Genomic DNA, 19,559 nt, shown 5'->3' on the forward strand with positions numbered 1-19,559 from the left:
GCCCGCGCCTCCTGGGCCGCACCCGGTCGCCGGCACCCGCCCTCGGGTCAGAACCGGTCGAGACTCCCGCGCAACCGCGCGATCCGGTCCGGCAGCGGCGGGTGCGTGGAGAACAGCCGGTCCATCAGGCCGGGCCGCATCGGGTCGGCGATCCAGAGGTGCGCCATCGACGAGTTCTGCGTCTGCATCGGCCGGCCGTACGCGCCGAGCTTCTCGAGCGCACGGGCGAGCCCCTCGGGGTGGCGGGTGGTCATCGCGCCGGTCGCGTCCGCCAGGTACTCCCGCTGCCGGGACACCGCGGCCTGCACGCCCGCCGCGGCGATCGGTGCCACGATGACCGCCACGAGGCCGGCGATGAGCAGGATCGGGTTGGTGCCGCCGTTGTCGTTGTTCCGGTTCCGACCGCCGGCGAGCCCGCTGAAGATCGAGATGCGGAGGAGCACGTCGGCGATGAGACCGACCGCGACCACGAGCCCGAACACCATCGTGGAGACGCGAATGTCGTAGTTCCGGACGTGCCCGAGCTCGTGGGCCATGACGCCCTGGAGCTCCTGGTCGTCCATGATCGCCAGCAGCCCGGTCGTCGCGGCGACGATCGCGTGGTCGGGGTCACGGCCGGTGGCGAAGGCGTTCGGCGACGGGTCCTCGATCACGAAGACGCGCGGCATCGGCATCCCAGTGGCGATCGCGAGGTTCTCGACCGTGCGCCAGAGTCGTGGCTCGGTGTTCCGGTCGATCTCGATGCCGCCCGCGATCGCCGTGGCCTGGCGACCCGCGGCGAAGTACTGCACCAGCGCGTACCCGAGCGCGACCACGAGGACGATCACGCCGATCGACACGTTGCCGGCGAGGTAACCGCCGAGGAACCCGAGCGCCCCGATGATCAGCAGGAAGACCAGGACGATGAGGACCGTGTTGCGCTTGTTGCGCGCGATCGCGCTGTACACGTCGCAGCCGTCCCCGGGCGGGTCAGAACTGGACGCGCGGCGGTTCGGCGATCGCCGCGGGCTCGGCGGTCTCGAAGAACGACGCCTCGGTGAAGCCACGGCTCTTCGCGAACGACGAGTTCGGGAAGACCCGGATCTTGGTGTTCAGCTCGCGGACGCCGCCGTTGTAGAAGCGACGGGCGGACTGGATCTTGTCCTCGGTGTCGACGAGTTCGGACTGCAGCTGCAGGAAGTTCTGGCTGGACTGCAGCTGCGGGTACCCCTCGGCCACCGCGAACACGCTCTTCAGCGCCTTCTGCATGTGTCCCTCTGCCGTGGAGGCGCTCGAGGCGTCCCCGGCGCTGAGCGTCTCGGCGCGGGCCTTCGTCACGGCCTCGAACACGGACTTCTCGTGCGTGGCGTAGCCCTTCACCGTCTCGACGATCGTCGGGATGAGGTCGGCGCGGCGCTTGAGCTGCACGGAGATGTCACTCCACGCCTCGTCGACGCGGACCTTCAGCGTGACGAGCGAGTTGTACGTGACCCACAGGTAGATCCCCACGACGACGAGGAGGACCACCACCACTCCGACGACGATCAGCGTCGTGATGAGTCCGGTGTCCATGAGGGCGTACTCCTTTGCGCGTCGGGATCGCGGTGTGACGGGGCCGTCGGGCCGGCGTCACGGCCGAGGACGATTGTATCGACCAGCGGGGTGCCCTCTCGTCCACGGCCCCGGTTCACGGGCGATTCCCGAGTCGCACACACCGCGCGCTCGGGCTGCTCGGCGTGTCGCTCGGTCCACGGACATCATCCGATCGACGTATTGACCCGAGCGGCTCGATCACGTGGGATGGACTCGGATGAACGCGCGCGGGGAGAACGTGGACGACCGGGCTGTCGGGGGCGACGGCCCCGTTCGCCGAACCCGGATCACGCTGGCCGTCGCCGCGGGGGCCGCCCTCGTCGTGGGCCTGCTCGCCCTCGCCGTGGCGCCGGCCACCGCCGTCACGTCCGCAGCCGTGACGTCCGCAGCCCTGACGTCCACCGCTGCTGCCGCTGCGGACCCCGATCCGGGCACGACACCCACCCCTACGCCAGCGCCCCAGGACCACCTGACCCCGGCGCCCCCGACCACGTCGCCGAGCCGGCCCCCGGTGCGCCCGTCGATCGACGACCCCGGCGACATCACCAGCGGGACCGTGCGCTTCAGCGGCCGGGGCACCCCCGGGCACGCCCTGCGGGTCACCGGTCCGGCGTCGACCGGGTCGACCGGGTGCACCGCGACCGTCCACGACGACGGAGCCTGGTCCTGCCTCGCGACCGTCCGGAGCGGACCGCAGCAGGTCTTCACCGTGGCGGACCAGAGCTTCCCCGGGCTCGGCTCGGCGCGCACCCCGGCGTCCGACGTCATCGTCCCGCCGGTCGTCACCACCGCACGGCCCACGAACGGTCCGGTGACCGGCACCGGGCACGCCGGGTCGACCGTCACGCTCTCGGTGTCCGGGTCGTCGACGGACCGGACCGCCACGGTCGGTGCCGACGGCCGGTGGACGGTGTCCCTCCGCGGCGGCACCCCGGGCGGCGACGCACGGCTCTCCGTCACCGCCACGCAGACCGCGAGCACGGCTGACGGGTACCGGTCCGACCTGCGGAGCGCTGCGTCGACCCCGGTGACCGTGACGCTCGACCGGACCGCGCCGACGGCACCGCGCATCATCGCGCCCGGCTCCGGCGACCGCGTGCGCGTCCAGCCCCTGACCGTCAGCGGGACGGGCGAGGCGGGCGCCGTGCTCACCGTGTACGTCGACCGTGCGCCCGTTTGCCGGACCGAGGTGCCCGCCTCCGGCCGGTGGTCCTGCACCACGGCCGGCTCGACGCTGGGCGCCGGCACCCGGGCGGTGACGGCGACGCAGCACGACGCCGCCGGCAACTTCTCGCCGACCTCGACGGCCGTCCGGGTCGTCGTCTCCCGTGCGTCCGCGGCCCCGGGCACGCCGGGTGACGGGTCGACCGGCAGCGGCTCGCCGTCCGGGACCCCTGGTACCGGAACGGGCAGCACCGGCACGACGACGGGCCCGAACGGCCACGGCACCGCGACCGGCGGATCCACCGGCCCCGGCACCGGTTCGGGTTCCGGTTCAGATGGGGGCACCGGCGGCAGCAGCGGCGGCAGCAGCGGCAGCGGCAGCGGCAGCGGCAGCGGCAGCGGCGCAGGGTCCGGCACCACCACGGGCGGGCACGGCCGCGGGCTCGACTGGTCCGGCCCCGCCGGCGACTGGACCGCCTCCACCGCGTACGACACCACCGTGCCGACCATCCAGGCGGCGTTCTCGTGGCGCACCGTCCTCGTCGCCACGGCCGTCGCCGCCGGGTTCCTCGTGCTCATCGCGGGTCCGCTCGCACTCGTCGCCGGCGTCGCCCGGGGCCGGATCCGGTCGCCGTTCGCCGGGCTCCTCGGTCGCAACCGCCCCCGTGACGAGCGACGCCGCGGCGAGGACGTGCTCCCGACCTGGGCCTCGATCACCGTCGCGGTGCTGGTCGTCGGGCTGTGCACGCTCCTCGGCGTCGGCATCTCCCTCGAGGCCCGCTACGTCCGCCTGGCGATCGCGGTCCTGCTCGGCGCGGCCGTCCTCACGACGACGATCGTCCTCGCCACCCGCTGGGCAGCCGGCACCGACCGCAGCACGATCGGGTTCCGGGTTTCCCCCTGGTTGGTGCTCGCCGCCCTCGTGGCGTGCGGCGTCACCCGGACCTTCGACCTCTCACCCGCCGTGATCGTCGGTGCCGTCCTCGTGCCGATCGGCCGACCGGACCTCGACACCCGGGCGCTCCGGCTCGGCTCCTCGATCGCTGCCGGCGCCCGCAGCGCCACCTGGCGGTCGATCGCGCTGCTCGTCGTGGCGGCGGCCGGCTGGGTCCTGCACTCCGTCACGCCGGGGTCCGGCTTCTGGGTGTCGTTCGTGTCCGAGTTCGCGATCACCCTGTGCGTCGGCGGCCTCGGCGCCGTCGTCGTGACGCTGCTGCCGGTGGCCGGGTCCGCCGGGCAGTCCCTGCTCGCGCGGTCCCGTGGTCGGTACGCCGCCATCGCCGCGGTCGCCGTCGCGTTGGCCGCCGCCGTGTACTCCGGGTCCGGCGGAACGCACGTCTCCCCCGTCGCACTGGTGGTCGTCGCCGCGGTCTGCACCGCCGGAGCCGTCGCCGTCTGGTGCTGGCAGCGGGCGGCCCGGGTCGACCAGCGCGCCTGAACGTGGCACCGTCAGGGCTCGGATCGGGCTGCCGCCGAGGCTCGCTGCACGGATACGCTGACGAGCGGTGCGCGCGACATCACGAACGGAGCGCGCGGCACCACGGACGGTGCGTGCAGCACCACGACCGCTGCTGGGAGCGACGATGACCGAGACCCGATCCGACTACGACCCGACCCGCTTCCGCGACGTCTTCGAGCACAGCTACACGTACGCCAACGGCTTCGCCCGGAACACCCACCGCTTCGCCGGCCGACCGGCGCTCCGCGATCCCGACACCGACCGCTCGTGGACGTACGCCGAGCTCGGCGCCGACGTCGACCGCGTCGCCGGGTGGCTCGTGCGCCACGGGGTCGGTCGCGGCTCCGTGGTCATGGTCGAGCTGTTCAACTCCCCCGAGTTCGCGATCCTGTACCTGGCGGCCCACCGCATCGGCGCGGTGTTCTCCCCCACCAACTTCCGGCTCGCGTCGGACGAGGTCGCGTTCATCATCGAGGACTCCGCCCCCGTGGTCCTCGTCCACGACGCCGCCCGCTCGATCGACATCACGGCCGCGCTCGCCAGCTCCGACCACACGCCCGAGCACGTCGTCGTGGTCGGCGACGGAACCCGGCCCGGCGACGTCGACTTCGCCGCGCTCCTCACCAGCGACCCCGTCTCCGCCGACGAGCTCTCCGCGTCCGAGCCCCGCAGCACCTACGACGAGACGACGCGCCTGTACACGAGCGGCACGACCGGACGGCCGAAGCCCGTGCCGCTGCCGAGCCTCGTCGAGGTCCTCAGCGCCCACGACGTGATCATGCACTTCCCGCTGAGCCCGTTCGACAAGACCCTCAACATGTCGCCGCTCTTCCACCGCGGCGGTCTGTACTCCGGCGGCCCGAACCCGGTGTTCTACGTCGGCGCCGAACTCACCACGCTCCGGCACTTCGACGCCGACCGCGTGCTCGACCTGGTCGAGTCCGAGCAGCTGACGTTCCTCATCGGAGCCCCGCCGAACCTCGTGCAGCTCGCGAACGCCCAGGAGCAGCGGCCCCGCGACCTGTCCTCCCTCAACGGCATCGTGACGATGGGCGCTCCGCTGGACCGGGCCGCGGCGCTCCGGTACCAGGAGCTCCTGTCGCCCCGCATCTTCAACGGATACGGCACGACCGAGACCTTCTGGAACACCTTCCTCCGCCCCGAGGACTTCCCCGACGGTGCCGGGTCCACCGGCCGGGCCTCCACCGACGACGACGTCGCCGTGGTCCGCGTCTACGAGGACCGCCTCGCCGACCCGAGCGACACCGTGCCGAAGGACGGTTCGGAGATCGGCGAGTTCGCGGTCCGCACCGTGAAGTCCGGCTACTCGTACCGCAACCCCGGGCTCGAGGCCGAGAAGTTCGCGAACGGCTGGTTCTACCCGGGCGACCTCGCCACGTGGGACGAGCACGAGCGTGTGACGATCGTCGGGCGCAAGGACGACATGATCATCTCCGGCGGCGAGAACGTCCACCCCGTGCAGGTCGAGGCCGCACTGCAGGAGCACCCGGGCGTCGCCGACGCGATCGTGGTCGGCGTCCCCGACGAGCGCTGGGGCGAGGTCGTGACGGCGTACGTCGTCCGCGCGCCCGGGCGACTGCCGGAGGACGACGTCGAAGCCGCCGCAGCCCTCGAGGAGTGGACCGCGTCGCACCCCGGCCTCGCCCGCTACAAGCGGCCGCGGCTCTACCGGTTCGTCACCGAGCTGCCGTACAACGCCACGGGCAAGAAGGTGCACTACCTCGCGAAGGCGACGGCTGTGGACGACCAGGCTGCGGGGCGCCTGCTCGCGCCGTGACGGCCTGGAGGCGCGGTGCGAACTGGCACCGCGCCTCCAGTCCCGCAGTGGGTCGCGTCCACGGCGCCTGCCGCGCTCTCCGCGCTGCGCGCGTCTACTGGGTCGCGTCGACCCCGCGGTGCGGTGCGTTCCGCGCGAACAGCCCCGGCAGCAGGCCGCCGATCTTCGTGCCGATGCAGAGACTGACGAAGGTCGCGAGCGGGTTCGCCAGCGCCTCCGGGTCGAACGTGGCGACCGCGACGAGCCCGACCGTCCCCGGCACGAGCAGCAGGAACGCCGGGAAGAACGAGACCGTCGCCGGGATCGCCGGCACCAGCCGCTCCAGCAGCCGCGTCGCGACGAACAGCAGCGCGGCGGTCGCACCGGTGGCGACGACGCTCCCCCACAGCGGGGTCGTCCCACTCACCAGCGCGTAGGCCGTGACCATGACCGCGACGGACACGAGCGTGAGCCGCCACCCCGACCGGAAGACCAGGCCGAGGCCGACGGCCAGTCCGACCACCGCGACCCACGACACCCAGTAGGACGGGACGGCCTCCCACCCGCCGCGGTCCGTGCCGACACCGGCGACCTCGCCGACGAGTGCCGCCGAGGACGGGTCGACGTGCAGCCCGGTCAGCGCGCTCCCCGACGCGATGCCCGCGGCCATGAACCCGAGCATGATGAGCCCCTGCACGAGCCGCGAGGACCCGGTCACGATGTCGGCCGCGGTGAGCTCGAGCAGGGCGTTGGTGATGAGGGCTCCCGGCACGAACACGGCCACGGGGGCGCACACGGCGAAGAGCGGGACGTGGTCGAACCCGGTGCCGGCGGCGACGAGCCCGACGATCGTCGTGGACACGAAGGCCGCGAGGAACGGGATGATCGCCACGGCCTCGCGGAAGCGGCGCAGCAGGAGGCCGATCACGCCGACGAGGGCTCCGACGGCCAGCGCCACGAGGATCGCCCACCACGGGCAGCGGAACACCACCGCGAGTCCGGCCGAGGTCAGGGCGTTGCCGAGGATCCACGGGAGTGCCGGCGGTGGGACGGTCCCGGCGCGGATCGCCCGGACCCGTGCGGGGATCTCGGCGAGAGCGATCGAACCGCTCTCGAGGCCGAGGACGAGCCGGTTCGCCCGGGCGGCCTGGCGGCTCGAGAGCTCGACGCCCTCGGCGTTGACGATGGTGGCGGCGCCGGTGGCGACCTCGCTCACCATGACGAGGGCGGGGAGGACCCCGACGGCGAGCGTCGGCCCGACCCCGGCGGCATCGCGCGCCTTCTCGAGCGCCGAACGGACGTCCGTGACCGAGCTGCCGGCGTCGAGGAGGAGGGCGCCCAGCGTGCCGAGCAGCATGCCGGTGGGGACGGTCTCGCCGTCGACCACCTCGACGTGGGCCTCGGGTCGGCCGAGGGCGTTCCGCAGGTTCGCGAGCGCGCTTCCGAATCCGACCACCCGAGAATGGTAGCGGGGGCGGGGTTTCGTCCGTCGCCTCGGTACCCCCGGTGGGACTCGAACCCACAACTCGGCGATTTTAAGTCGCATGCCTCTACCGATTGGGCCACGGGGGCGGGCCGCAACAGCCTACCGACGAAGACGAGGCGGCCACCCCGTGGGGTGACCGCCTCGTCTGGAGCGTGTCGCTACTTGGCGTCCGCCTCGGCCTTCACCGGCTCGGCGTCGTTCGAGACGTCCTTCGCCGGCTCGCCGTAGGCGGGACCGGCCGCACCGGCGGGCTTGCCCTCTTCCGGAGCGGTGGTCGGCTTCGACGCCTCGACCGGTGCCGCGGGGGCCTCGGCTGCGGGCTTCGGACGGGACGCGAACGCCTCGAACGCGGCACGCGGGGTCTCGCGGTCGTCGAGCGACGCGATGTCGCGGCCGAGGAAGAAGCCACCGACCCAGTCGCCGATGACGCGCCACTTGCGCTCCCACGACGGCATCGCCAGCCCGTGGTAGCCGCGGTGGGCACCCCAGGCGAGGAAGCCCTTCATGGCGAACTTGCCGGACTGGAAGACGCCGATGCCGAGACCGAGGCCGGCGACGGCACCGAGGTTCTCGTGCTTGTAGTCGGTCGTCGCCTCGCCGCGGATCGTCGCGACGAGGTTCTTCGCGAGCTGCTTCGCCTGGCGGACGGCGTGCTGGGCGTTCGGCACGCAGAAGCCGCCGACGCCACCACCGGTGAGGTCCGGCACGGCCGCGACGTCACCACAGGCCCACGCGTCGGCGATCACGCCGTTGTCGTCGACCACGCGCAGGTCGGGCTGCACGCGGATGCGGCCACGCTGCTCGAGCGGGAGGTCGGTGCCCTTGACCATCGGGTTCGCCATGACACCGGCGGTCCAGATGATGAGGTCGGACTCGATCTTCTCGATCGCGCCGTCGTTGGTCTTGAGCTCGCAGACGCCGCCGACCGCCGAGGCCAGCTGCGTCTCGAGGTGCACCGTGGCGCCGCGCTGCGCGAGGTTCTTGAGCACCCAGTGCGACGTCTCGAGCGAGACCTCGGGCATGATGCGGCCCATCGCCTCGACGAGGTGGAAGTGCGTGTCGTCGAACGACAGCTCGGGGTAGCTCTTGAGCAGGTCGGAGACGAACGAGCGGAGCTCGGCGAACACCTCGATGCCGGCGAAGCCACCACCGACGACGACGACGGTCAGCAGGCGGTCACGCTCCGGGCCGGCCGGCAGGGTCGCGGCCTTGTGGAAGTTCGTGAGGATCTTGTCGCGGATCGCCGCGGCCTCTTCGATCGTCTTCAGGCCGATCGCCTCGTCGGCGACGCCCGGGATCGGGAAGGTACGCGAGACCGCACCGGCGGTCATGACGATCTGGTCGTAGGACTCCTCCCACGCCTCGCCCTCGGCCGGGGTGATCGTCGCCGTCTTGCTGGCGTGGTCGACCTTCGTGACCTTGGCGGTGACGACGCGCGTCTTCTTGAGGTGACGGCGGTGGGAGACGACGGCGTGACGCGGCTCGATGGAACCGGCGGCGACCTCGGGGAGGAACGGCTGGTACGTCATGTACGGCAGCGGGTCGACCATGACGACCTCGGCTTCGCCCTGACGAAGGTGCTTCTCGAGCTTCCAGGCGGTGTAGAAGCCGGCGTAACCGCCGCCGACGACGAGGATCTTGGGCACGGTGGATGATCTCCTTGGAGTGGGGTGGTTGCCGGGAGGCTGGTCAGAATTCGCCGCCACCCGCCCCGACTCCGGCGTCTGCTCCCTCATCATACGCCCGGCACTCACACCGGGCAGGCGACCAGCTCACGCGCTCGAGCGCGAGGTCGCCGATGGGGTTGACGCCGGGTCCGGCGGCGAGGGCGTGGCCGACGAGGGCGTGCAGGCACTTCACACGGGTGGGCATGCCACCGGCGGTGATGCCGTCGATCTCGTCGACGTGCTCGATCGACTCGCGATCGGCGAGGTAGGACTCGTGCGCCGCGCGGTACTGCTCGGCGACGGTCGGGTCCTCGAGCAGGGCTGCCAGCTCGGGCATGACCTGGTTGGCCTCGAGGGTGCTGACCGCAGCGGTGGCCGCGGGATGGCACAAGTAGTACAGCGTCGGGAACGGGGTGCCGTTCGACAGCCGGGGCTTCGTGGACACGACGGTGGGGTTGCCACAGACGCAGCGAGCAGCGATCCCGATGACGTCACGCGCCGGTCGGCCGAGCTGCGCCGAGACGACCTGGATGTCGCGTTCGGAGGGCGGGTCGAAGGGAGGGGTCGTCACGGGTACGTGAGCCTACCGGAGTCCCGCGCGTCGTCCTACTTCGTGTCGCCGGTGCCGGAGACGTCCGGTGCGACGAGCTGCTGCGTGGTCTCGTCGGTGAGCCCCGAGGTCAGCACCGACGACAGCATCGCCTGCACCCAGTCGACCTTCGGCGTCTGCACGGTCGAGCTCACGGGCGTACCGGAATCGGTCGTCGGCGTCGACTCGGCCTTCCGGTTCTCGCTGCCCATCACGAGGTAACTTTCCTCGCCGGGGTACACGTAGAGCAGTCGGTCCCGGGCCTGCGCCTCGATGTACGCGGGGTCGTCCCAGCGCGCGACGTCCTTCTTCTTCTGGGCGACGTCGGCCTTCTGGCTCGCGACCTCGCGCTGCTGCTGGGCGATCTGCTCCTGCTGCTGGATCAGCGTCCGGAGTGACGGTGCGAGCACGACGACGAACAGCACGATGATGGCCAGCATGAGCAGGCTGAACCCGGAGAACCGGATCGAGCGGTACCACGGCTGCTCGGACGAGCCGCCCTCGGGCAGCGCCACGGGGACGCGGCGGACACGGGGCTTCTGGCTGGGCACGGTCCGACGATAACCCGCCGGCGGGCCTGCTGGCGGTCGGCACGCGGCCGTTCGGCGCCCTCTCAGCGGGCGATCCAGGAGGCGCGGCGCACCCCCGGATCGCTGCCAGCGCCCGGCACGCGGTCGCGCAACACGCCGCGGGCGATCCGCTGAGGTCGCACGATCGGTCGCCCGCGTCCGGCTGAGGCGGCAGTTCGTGCGACCTCGACGGTCGGCGCGCGGCATGCCGTGCGACCTCGACGGGCGAACGACGAGACGCCGCCCTCCCGGAGGAGGACGGCGTCTCGTTGAGGGCGCTGGTTACAGGGAAGCCGAGCGCGGGAAGGCCGAGCGGCCCGCGTAGACCGCGGCGTCGCCGAGCTCTTCCTCGATGCGGAGCAGCTGGTTGTACTTCGCGACACGGTCCGAGCGGGCCGGGGCGCCGGTCTTGATCTGGCCACCGTCGACCGCGACCGCGATGTCCGCGATCGTGGTGTCCTCGGTCTCGCCGGAGCGGTGCGACAGGATCGCCGTCATGCCGTGGCGCTGCGCGAGGGAGACGGCGTCGAGGGTCTCGGTCAGGGTGCCGATCTGGTTCACCTTGACGAGGATCGAGTTCGCGGCCTTCTCGTCGATGCCCCGCTGCAGGCGCGTCGGGTTCGTGACGAACAGGTCGTCACCGACGATCTGCACCTTGTCGCCGAGCTCGGCGGTCAGGTGCGACCAGCCGGCCCAGTCGTCCTCGGCGAGCGGGTCCTCGATCGTGGCGAGCGGGTAGTCGCGGACGAGCTCGGCGAAGTAGGCCGTGAACTCCTCGCCGGAGAGCTGCTTGCCCTCGAACGCGTACTTGCCGTCGTGGAAGAACTCGGTGGAGGCGACGTCGAGGCCGAGCGCGATGTCCTTGCCCGGCGTGAAGCCGGCCTTCTCGATCGCGGCGAGCAGGAAGTCCAGCGCAGCGCGGTTGGACGCGAGCTCCGGGGCGAAGCCGCCCTCGTCGCCCAGGCCGGTCGCGAGACCCTGCTTCTTCAGCTCGCCCTTGAGCGCGTGGTAGGTCTCGACGCCCCAGCGGAGCGCCTCGGAGAAGGACTCGGCGCCGTAGGGCACGAGGAAGAACTCCTGGATGTCGACGTTGGTGTCGGCGTGCGCGCCACCGTTGACGACGTTCATGAGCGGGACGGGCAGCGTGTGCGCGTTCGGGCCGCCGAGGTAGCGGAACAGCGGCAGGTCGGCCGAGTCGGCTGCCGCGCGTGCGACGGCGAGCGAGGCACCGAGGATCGCGTTCGCACCGAGGCGCGACTTGTTCTCGGTGCCGTCGAGCTCGATGAGCGCGGCGTCGACGAGGCGCTGGTCGGTGGCGTCGAAGCCCTCGAGCGCCGGACCGATCTCGTCGAGGACCGCGTCGACGGCCTTGAGGACGCCCTTGCCGCCGTAGCGGGAAGCGTCTCCGTCACGGAGCTCGTACGCCTCGAACGCACCGGTGGAGGCGCCGGACGGGACGAGTGCGCGCGAGACGACCCCGTCGTCGAGCAGGACCTCGACCTCGACCGTCGGGTTGCCTCGGGAATCGAGGACTTCGCGTGCGCCTACGGCGTCGATCTGGGCCACGGGGTACTCCCTACACGTTCGGTTGTGGTGATTGCGGAGTCGATCCTAGCGAGGCGCGGGTGAACACGAGGCGTGCATGACGGGCGACTGTGGAGAACTCACGCCAGCGGGCGGAACTCCACACCCTCGAGCGACTGCGTGTCGGCACCCACGGAGGCGAACGCGTCGAAGCCCTGCGCGACGAGTCGCGCGAGCAGGTTCTTCATGTTCTTCGTGCGTCGCTCGAGCCGGACACGACGGTGCCCCTCGAGCGCTTCGGCCTTGAGCGCCGCGAGCCGGACCGGGTCGACGTCCTTGTCGTACACGAGCACGACGGCGTCGGACTCGGCGGACTCGGGGAGCGTGACGAGGTCGACCAGCCGCTCGAACCCGAGGGAGAACCCGACCGCGGGCACGTCCTGACCGAGGAACCGGCCGATCATGCCGTCGTAGCGCCCACCACCGCCGAGGCTGTAGCCGAAGTCGGGGTGCGCGACCTCGAAGATCGTGCCCGTGTAGTAGCCCATGCCACGGACGAGCGTCGGGTCGAAGCGCAGGTCGACGCCCGGGAGCGCCGAACGGAGCCGCTGCAGGTCCTCGAACGCGTCGGCGTCGAGCCACGTGGCTCCCCCGACGGCGTCCCAGTCGGCGGTCTCGAGCGTGCGGATCGTGTCCTCGAGCCCGGGGAGCTCGACGCCGACGGTCTCGCGGAGCTCTGCCGCCACGCCGTCCGGCCCGATCTTGTCGAGCTTGTCGATCGTGATGAGCGCGCGGTCGGCGGCGGTCGGGTCGGTGATCCCCCACGACCCGAGGAGCGCGAGGAGGATCCGGCGGTCGTTGATCCGGATCGTGGTGCCCTGGATCCCGAGCGCGTCGAGGGCAGCGGTCGTCGCCCGGATGAGTTCGATCTCGGCGAGCTGCCCGGGCTCACCGAGGATGTCGATGTCGCACTGCACGAACTGCCGGTAGCGCCCCTTCTGCGGGCGTTCAGCACGCCAGACCGGGGCGATCTGCACCGACCGGAACACCGACGGCAACTCGGCACGGTGCGTGGCGTAGAAGCGTGCGAGGGGCACGGTGAGGTCGAACCGCAGCCCGAGGTCGGCGAGGTCGAGCGGCGCACCGGCGTGCTGCAGGTCCTCGGTGGAGAGCCCGCGCTTCATGACCGCGAACGCGAGCTTCTCGTTGTCGCCGCCGAGGCCCGAGTGCAGGCGGGCGGCGTCCTCGACGACCGGGGTCTCGATCTCGTCGAACCCGTGGCGCGCGTACACGTCGCGGATCACGCCCAGGACGTGCTCGCGCCGGGCCTTGTCTGCCGGGAGGAAGTCACGCATGCCACGGGGAGCCGTCACGGTCGGAGCCATGGATCGATTCTGGCAGATCGACCTCTCCGGCTTGCACACGTTCCGACCGGCTGATATTCTTCATCCAGAACCTCGGTTCGACGGGTGCCTGATCCATCCGACGAACCGATCGCGTGGGCAACGTGCTGCAGTGTGCCCCGCGGTTCGAGTGGGCTGCTCCATCGGCACCGCATCCCTGGTGGTGCCGTCGGCCCACTCGCGGGCGTCCTCCTTTTTTCGGGTTGGGAGGACGCCCGCACTCCCCTTGCCCGCGCCCCCAGCCCCCCGCACCCGCACAGCGCATCCGCACCCGCACCGCTCGGGCGCGGCAGGTCGCCTCACTCTCCGACGCGGCCGGCCGCCTCCAGCTCCGCGACCGCGGCACGCAGACTGGCGATCGGGTCGATCCCGGTGCCGCGCGCCTCCGCGATCATCGCGAGCACGGCGGTCCCCCACCCGGCGTCCACGACGGCACCACCGGCGCCTTCCACCCGCACATCCCGACCAGGACCCGTGTCCGGAACCGCACCGGCGTCCGGAACCGCACCGGCGTCCGGAACCGCACCCGCGGCCCCCGGTCGCGCCCCCGCACCCGCAGCACCGGCGTCCGGGACGCCACCCGCGCCTCCCGACCGCGCCCCCGCGCCCGCCGCCGCGACGACGGAGGCGACGACCGCGTCGGAGTCCCCCCGTTCCTCCAGGCGTTCGAGCAGCTTCACGGCCCGCTCCATCGGCGGCATCGCCCGAGGGACCCCGTCGAAGACGCTCCGCCGCGAGGACTTCTCCGCAGCCTTGGCCGCCCGCCAGACGCGCACGACGTCCTCCACGGTGTCCGCCCGCTCGTCCCCGAACACGTGCGGGTGCCGGCGCACCATCTTGTCCCGGGCGCCGGCGGCCACGTCCTCGAGGTCGAACGACTCCGCGAGTCCCGCGTGGAGGACCACCTGGTAGAGCACGTCACCGAGCTCCTCGCGGAGTTCGTCGTCGTCCCCGGAGTCGATCGCGTCGACCAGCTCGTACGACTCCTCGACCGCGTAGCGCGCCAGCGAGGCATGGGTCTGGGCGCGGTTCCAGACGCACCCTCCGGCGGGGTCGAGCAGGCGGTCGACGACGGTGACGAGGTCCGAGACGGCGGTCATGCGGTCATCGTGCCACGCAGCACACCGTGGACGCCGCCGATGGTCGGCCGGTATGCTGTACGTGGCGTGTCGGGAAGTCTGGTCGACGATCTCTCACCCGACCCTTCTCCGACGGAGCTCCATGCCGGCAATCGTCCGTTCCCCCCGTTTCAGCGCCATCGCCCTGCTCACCGCGGCGGTCCTCGGGCTCGTCGTGGCGAACTCGCCGCTCGGCCCCGGCCTCGAGCACCTCCTGCACGTGCACGCCCCGTGGGGTGCGGTCGGACTCGACCTCTCGGTGTCGCACTGGATCAGCGACGGGCTGCTCGCGGTGTTCTTCCTGCTCGTGGCGATCGAGCTGAAGCACGAGCTCGTCGCCGGTGAGCTCTCGAACCCGAAGACGGCGGTCATCCCCGCGATCGCGGCGGTCGGCGGCGTGCTCGTCCCGGCCGGCATCTACCTCCTCGTGACCGCAGGGACGCCGTACGGGCACGGGTGGCCGATCCCGACCGCGACCGACATCGCCTTCGCGCTCGGCGTCCTGGCGATGTTCGGCCGCGGGCTGCCCTCGACGCTCCGGGTGTTCCTGCTGGCCCTCGCGGTGCTCGACGACCTCATCGCGATCATCATCATCGCCGTCGTGTTCGCGCACGACACCGACTTCCTCGCGCTGGCCGGCGCCGTCGTCGTGCTCGCGCTCTTCTGGCTGCTCGGCAAGGCCCTGCGCCCCGGGCGTCCCGGCCAGGCCTGGGTCATCGCGGGCATGGTCGTGCTCGGTGTCCTGACGTGGTGGCTCGTGTACCACTCGGGCGTGCACGCGACGATCGCGGGCGTGGCGCTCGGGCTCGTCCTGCCGCGCCGCCCCGGGCACACGCTGCACGGCAACGTCGAGCCGTGGTCGAACGCGATCGTCCTGCCGGTGTTCGCCTTCGCGTCGGCCGCCGTGGTGGTGCCCGCCGTCGGCATCGGGGAGCTGTCGCCGACGTTCTGGGCGGTGGTGCTCGCGCTGCCGGTCGGCAAGGTGATCGGCATCACGCTGTTCGGGGCGGTGGCGACCCGGATCTTCCGGGCGCCCGGCCGCTCGACGCTGTCGTTCGGGTCGATCGTCACGGTGGGGGTGTTGGGCGGGATCGGGTTCACGGTCTCGCTGCTCATGAACGAGCTCGCCTTCGCCCGCAACGACGAGATCCTCGACGAGGGGGTGCTCGCCGTCCTCGTCGGCTCGGGCATCGCGATCGTGGCCTCCGCCGTCGTGGTCAGCCTGCGGGCGCGTCGGTACCGGGCGCGGCGGGAGCTCTCCGAGGCCGAGGCGACCGAGTAGCGGGGTCGCGCGGGGTCCGTGCGCGTCCCGCGGGGTGCTGTCCCGGAACGACATCGTCGCCGTCGTACGACGACCACGATGTCGTTCGTTGCACGCGCGCACTCTTGCACGCGCGCTCGGGCGACGTTGTCGCTGTCGTACGACACCGACAACGTCGCATCGAGTCCGCACCGAACAGCGCGCGCCCGCCCGCGCCCCCACGCGCCCACGACGCGACCACCGACGGACGGGAGGCGCGGTGCCAGCTGGCACCGCGCCTCCCGTCGGTCGCCACGCACGCGCGCGACGGCAGCCCGCCCGACTACGCCGCCGGCGTCTCCGCCGGCGCCTTCGACGCCCCGTACACAGCCGTCAGGATGCTCTCCACCCACTGGATGAGCGCAGCGTCCGGCAGGGTCTCACCGTGCGGCTTCGGCAGCGGGATGCTCGCCGCGTCCTGCTGCGGGAACCACCGGGCTCCAGGGAACATCCGCTTGAGCCGCACCTGCGCCGAGTCGGCGAGCTCCTTGCCCGCGACGCGCAGGTTCGACCCCATCACGACGACGTCGGAGAGCCCGACCTGCTGCGCCATCCGGCGGAGGCGCGAGACCTCGACCAGGGTGAGCACGGCCTGCGGCGGCTGGCCGTACCGGTCGGTGAGCTCGTCGAGGACCATGTCGATGCCCTCGGCCTGCGCCGCGGGGGCGGAGGCGGCGGAGAGCTTCTGGTACGCCTCGAGCCGGAGCCGCTCGGACTCGACGTAGTCGTCCGGGATGTGCGCGTCGACGGGGATCTCGAGCCGGAGCTCGGTCTGCCCCTCGGCGACGTCCCCGCGGAACTGCGAGACGGCCTCGCCGATCATGCGCAGGTAGAGGTCGAACCCGACGCCCGCGATGTGGCCGGACTGCTCCCCGCCGAGCAGGTTGCCCGCCCCGCGGAGCTCGAGGTCCTTCATGGCGACCTGCATGCCCGCGCCGAGCTCGTTGTTCGCGGCGATGGTCTCGAGGCGGTCCTGTGCGGTCTCGGACAGGGGCTTCTCGGCGTCGTAGAGGAAGTACGCGTACCCGCGCTCACGCCCTCGGCCGACACGACCGCGCAGCTGGTGCAGCTGCGACAGCCCGTACTTGTCCGCCTTGTCGATGATGAGCGTGTTCGCGTTCGCGATGTCGAGGCCGGTCTCGATGATGGTGGTCGAGACGAGGACGTCGAACCGGCGCTCCCAGAAGTCGACCATCACCTGCTCGAGCGTCGACTCGGACATCTGCCCGTGCGCGACGGCGATGCGGGCGTCGGGGACGATCTCGGCGAGGTGCGCGGCGACGGACTGGATGTCCTTCACGCGGTTGTGCACGTAGAACACCTGCCCCTCGCGCAGGAGCTCGCGGCGGATGGCGGCGGCGACCTGCAGATCGGACTGCGGCCCGACGAAGGTGAGGATCGGGTGGCGGTCCTCGGGTGGGGTGGCGAGGGTGGACATCTCGCGGATGCCGGTGACCGCCATCTCGAGCGAACGCGGGATCGGCGTCGCGGACATCGCCAGGACGTCGACGTTCGTCTTGAGCTTCTTGAGCTGGTCCTTGTGCTCGACGCCGAACCGCTGTTCCTCGTCGATGATGACCAGGCCGACGTCCTTGAACTGGATGCCCTGCGACAGGATCCGGTGGGTGCCGATGACGATGTCGACCGTGCCGTCGGCGAGGCCCGCGATGGTCTCCTTCGACTCCTTCTCGGTCTGGAACCGGCTGAGGGCGCGCAGGTGCACGGGGAAGCCGGCGAAGCGCTCCTGGAAGGTCTCCATGTGCTGGCGCACGAGCAGCGTCGTGGGGACGAGCACGGCGACCTGCTTGCCGTCCTGCACGGCCTTGAACGCGGCGCGGATCGCGACCTCGGTCTTGCCGTAGCCGACGTCGCCGGAGAGCAGGCGGTCCATCGGGATCGGCCGCTCCATGTCGCGCTTGATCTCGTCGATGGTGGTGAGCTGGTCGGCGGTCTCGGCGAACGGGAACGCCTCTTCCAGCTCGCGTTGCCACGGGGTGTCCGGGCCGAAGGCGTGTCCCTTCGACGCCATCCGCGCGGAGTAGAGCTTCACGAGGTCGACGGCGATGTCGCGGACGGCCTTGCGCGCCTTCGACTTCGCCGAGGCCCAGTCCGAGCCGCCCATCTTCGACAGGGTCGGGGACTCGCCGCCGACGTACCGCGAGAGCTGGTCGAGCTGGTCGGTCGGCACGAAGAGCTTGTCGCCCGGGTACCCGCGCTTCGACGGCGCGTACTCGAGCACCAGGTACTCGCGCTGGGTCTTCACCGCGTTGCGGCCGCCGGAGCTCACCTCGCGCGAGACGAGCTCGACGAACTTGCCGATGCCGTGCGTGGCGTGCACGACGACGTCGCCGGGCTTGAGCTGCAGCGGGTCGACGACGTTCTTGCGCCGGCTCGCGAGCTTCTTGACGGTGCGCGCGCCCTGCTGGACGCTGCGGCCGTAGAACTCGGCCTCGCTGAGGACCGCGATGCGCGGATCCGGGGTGGCGAAGCCGTGCTCGACGGTGGCGGTCGTGACGACGGCGACGCCGGGCTCGGGAGGCGCGGTGACGGTTTCGGCACGGGCGGCGACCCCCGCGTCGGCGAGCACCTGCACCGCCCGTTCGACCAGCCCCTGGCCCTGGGCGGTCACCACGACGGCCCACCCGTCGTCGGTGAGCTGCTTCACGTGCGCGATCGCGCCGTCCGCGCTGCCGGCGAAGCTCGGGATCGCCTCGGCCCGGACGCGGATGTAGTCGCCCGCCTCGGCCACGGCTTCGGCGTCGGTGAGCACGCGCTCGGCGTCGCCCTCGTCCAGCCCGGAGTCGAACGGGGAGACCGTCCACCAGGTGCGCTGCCCACGGCCGTTCTTGAGCTGCTGGACGGTGAGGAAGTTGCCGGCGTCGAGGTCGATCGGCGCCTGCGCACCCGCGACCGCGGCGCTCCAGGCGGCCTGCAGGAACTCGGTGTTCGTCTCGGCGAGGCTGTGCGCGCGGCCGCTGACCCGTTCGGGCGAGAACACCGCGATGACGGAGTCGTCCGGCAGGTAGTTCGTGACCGGCACGAGGTCCTGCACGAGCGCGGGGGCGAGAGACTCCATGCCCTCGACCGGGATCCCCTCGGCGATCTTCGCGAGCATCTGGGAGAGGTTCGGGAACTCGTGCAGCATCTCGCGCGCCCGCTGCCGGACGTCGTCGCTCAGCAGGAGTTCGCGCGAGGCCGTGAGCTCGACGGAGCCGAGGTCGTCGTCAGTCGTGCGCTGGTCGGCGACGGAGAAGGCCTTGATCGCCTCGATCTCGTCGCCGAAGAAGTCGACGCGGACCGGGTGGTCGGCCGTCGGCGGGAAGACGTCGAGGATGCCGCCGCGCACGGCGAATTCACCGCGGCGGGTGACGAGGTCGACCCGGGCGTACGCCATGTCCACGAGCTGCCCGGCGATGGTGCCGAGGTCGTTGCCGCGGGACTCGGTGCGGAGGGCGATCGGCGCGAGGGAGGTGAGGTTGCCCGCGATCGGCTGCAGCGCCGCCCGGACGCTCGCCACCACCACGGTCGTGCGGCGCTCGGCCACGGGGGCGTCCTGCCACGCGGCGAGCTTCCGGAGGGTCGCGATGCGCGTGCCGACGGTCTGCGCGCTCGGGCTGAGCCGTTCATGCGGCAGGGTCTCCCACGCGGGGAACTCGAGGACCTCGGCATCGGGGAGGTAGCTGCCGACCGATGCGCGGACGGCCTCGGCCTCGCGCCCGGTGGCCGTGATCACGAAGACGCACTGCGGCCCGGTGCGTTCGGCCAGCAGGGCGCCGAGCAGCGGCACGCGCAGACCGTCGACGACCGAGAAGTCGGCGTCACGGGGTGCGGCACGGAGGACGCGATCGAACGCGGAGGCGCGCGAGAGCGCAGGGATGATGCCCGAGATCGTCACTCAGGAGATGGTACCGGCCACCACTGACACCGGCCG

Annotated in this window: 13 protein-coding genes and 1 tRNA gene; 3 read left to right on the top strand and 11 right to left on the bottom strand. The window is 71.8% G+C overall.

The features are described from left to right. Positions 1-47: 47 nt before the first annotated feature. The gene (locus ACIPEP_RS09915) at positions 48-947 is read right to left on the bottom strand and encodes a M48 family metalloprotease (RefSeq protein ID WP_402717150.1); all 900 of its coding nucleotides are present in this window, start codon (positions 945-947) and stop codon (positions 48-50) included. Between the two features lie 22 nt (positions 948-969). Beyond that, positions 970-1,551 (bottom strand): LemA family protein, encoded by a 582-nt coding sequence (locus tag ACIPEP_RS09920; RefSeq protein WP_070416768.1) that lies wholly within the window; start codon positions 1,549-1,551, stop codon positions 970-972. A gap of 238 nt (positions 1,552-1,789) precedes the next feature. Between ACIPEP_RS09920 and ACIPEP_RS09925 the strand changes: the two genes are divergently transcribed. Together ACIPEP_RS09925 and ACIPEP_RS09930 are read left to right on the top strand one after the other, a co-directional pair. Further along, positions 1,790-4,174, top strand: a complete 2,385-nt coding sequence (locus ACIPEP_RS09925; protein WP_402717151.1) for a hypothetical protein — start codon at positions 1,790-1,792, stop codon at positions 4,172-4,174. Between the two features lie 145 nt (positions 4,175-4,319). After that, complete coding sequence (locus ACIPEP_RS09930) at positions 4,320-5,993, top strand: class I adenylate-forming enzyme family protein (RefSeq protein WP_402717152.1); 1,674 nt, start codon at positions 4,320-4,322, stop codon at positions 5,991-5,993. Between the two features lie 94 nt (positions 5,994-6,087). On the opposite strand, the gene ACIPEP_RS09935 is transcribed toward ACIPEP_RS09930, so the two are convergent. From ACIPEP_RS09935 to ACIPEP_RS09970, 8 genes are all read right to left on the bottom strand, one after another. Further along, complete coding sequence (locus ACIPEP_RS09935; RefSeq protein WP_083295032.1) at positions 6,088-7,428, bottom strand: threonine/serine exporter family protein; 1,341 nt, start codon at positions 7,426-7,428, stop codon at positions 6,088-6,090. A gap of 42 nt (positions 7,429-7,470) precedes the next feature. After that, positions 7,471-7,544: transfer RNA gene (locus tag ACIPEP_RS09940), tRNA-Leu, on the bottom strand. A gap of 72 nt (positions 7,545-7,616) precedes the next feature. Next, a complete protein-coding gene (locus ACIPEP_RS09945) occupies positions 7,617-9,104 on the bottom strand; it encodes an NAD(P)/FAD-dependent oxidoreductase (protein WP_070416771.1) in 1,488 nt (495 codons plus the stop codon). 43 nt (positions 9,105-9,147) lie between these two features. Next, on the bottom strand, positions 9,148-9,696 hold the full coding sequence (locus ACIPEP_RS09950) for a DUF501 domain-containing protein (RefSeq protein WP_229085142.1): 549 nt from the start codon (positions 9,694-9,696) through the stop codon (positions 9,148-9,150). 35 nt (positions 9,697-9,731) lie between these two features. Further along, positions 9,732-10,265 (bottom strand): septum formation initiator family protein, encoded by a 534-nt coding sequence (locus ACIPEP_RS09955; protein ID WP_070416773.1) that lies wholly within the window; start codon positions 10,263-10,265, stop codon positions 9,732-9,734. 300 nt (positions 10,266-10,565) lie between these two features. After that, a complete protein-coding gene (eno, locus tag ACIPEP_RS09960) occupies positions 10,566-11,849 on the bottom strand; it encodes a phosphopyruvate hydratase (protein WP_071294716.1) in 1,284 nt (427 codons plus the stop codon). 98 nt (positions 11,850-11,947) lie between these two features. Beyond that, on the bottom strand, positions 11,948-13,192 hold the full coding sequence (gene hisS, locus ACIPEP_RS09965; RefSeq protein ID WP_402717153.1) for a histidine--tRNA ligase: 1,245 nt from the start codon (positions 13,190-13,192) through the stop codon (positions 11,948-11,950). A 317-nt stretch (positions 13,193-13,509) separates the two neighbouring features. Beyond that, on the bottom strand, positions 13,510-14,310 hold the full coding sequence (locus tag ACIPEP_RS09970) for a MazG family protein (RefSeq protein ID WP_402717154.1): 801 nt from the start codon (positions 14,308-14,310) through the stop codon (positions 13,510-13,512). Positions 14,311-14,431: 121 nt separating this feature from the next. Here ACIPEP_RS09970 and nhaA point away from each other — a divergent pair, with 121 nt between their 5' ends. Then, positions 14,432-15,610, top strand: a complete 1,179-nt coding sequence (gene nhaA, locus ACIPEP_RS09975) for a Na+/H+ antiporter NhaA (RefSeq protein WP_402717155.1) — start codon at positions 14,432-14,434, stop codon at positions 15,608-15,610. 301 nt (positions 15,611-15,911) lie between these two features. Here nhaA and mfd read toward each other — a convergent pair whose 3' ends face one another. Next, positions 15,912-19,523 carry a transcription-repair coupling factor gene (gene mfd, locus ACIPEP_RS09980; protein ID WP_402717156.1) on the bottom strand — a complete coding sequence of 1,204 codons (3,612 nt, stop codon included), beginning with the start codon at positions 19,521-19,523 and terminating at the stop codon, positions 15,912-15,914. Positions 19,524-19,559 lie beyond the last annotated feature (36 nt).

Source organism: Curtobacterium sp. NPDC087082, from assembly GCF_044745045.1.
Taxonomy (GTDB): Bacteria; Actinomycetota; Actinomycetes; order Actinomycetales; family Microbacteriaceae; genus Curtobacterium.

Bases quoted from the DNA above. Each gene is read 5' to 3' on its own strand.
- ACIPEP_RS09920 (WP_070416768.1), bottom strand. From the start codon at position 1,551: ATGGACACCGGACTCATCACGACGCTGATCGTCGTCGGAGTGGTGGTG.
- ACIPEP_RS09925 (WP_402717151.1), top strand. From the start codon at position 1,790: ATGAACGCGCGCGGGGAGAACGTGGACGACCGGGCTGTCGGGGGCGAC.
- ACIPEP_RS09930 (WP_402717152.1), top strand. From the start codon at position 4,320: ATGACCGAGACCCGATCCGACTACGACCCGACCCGCTTCCGCGACGTC.
- hisS (WP_402717153.1), bottom strand. From the start codon at position 13,192: ATGGCTCCGACCGTGACGGCTCCCCGTGGCATGCGTGACTTCCTCCCG.
- ACIPEP_RS09970 (WP_402717154.1), bottom strand. From the start codon at position 14,310: ATGACCGCCGTCTCGGACCTCGTCACCGTCGTCGACCGCCTGCTCGAC.
- nhaA (WP_402717155.1), top strand. From the start codon at position 14,432: ATGCCGGCAATCGTCCGTTCCCCCCGTTTCAGCGCCATCGCCCTGCTC.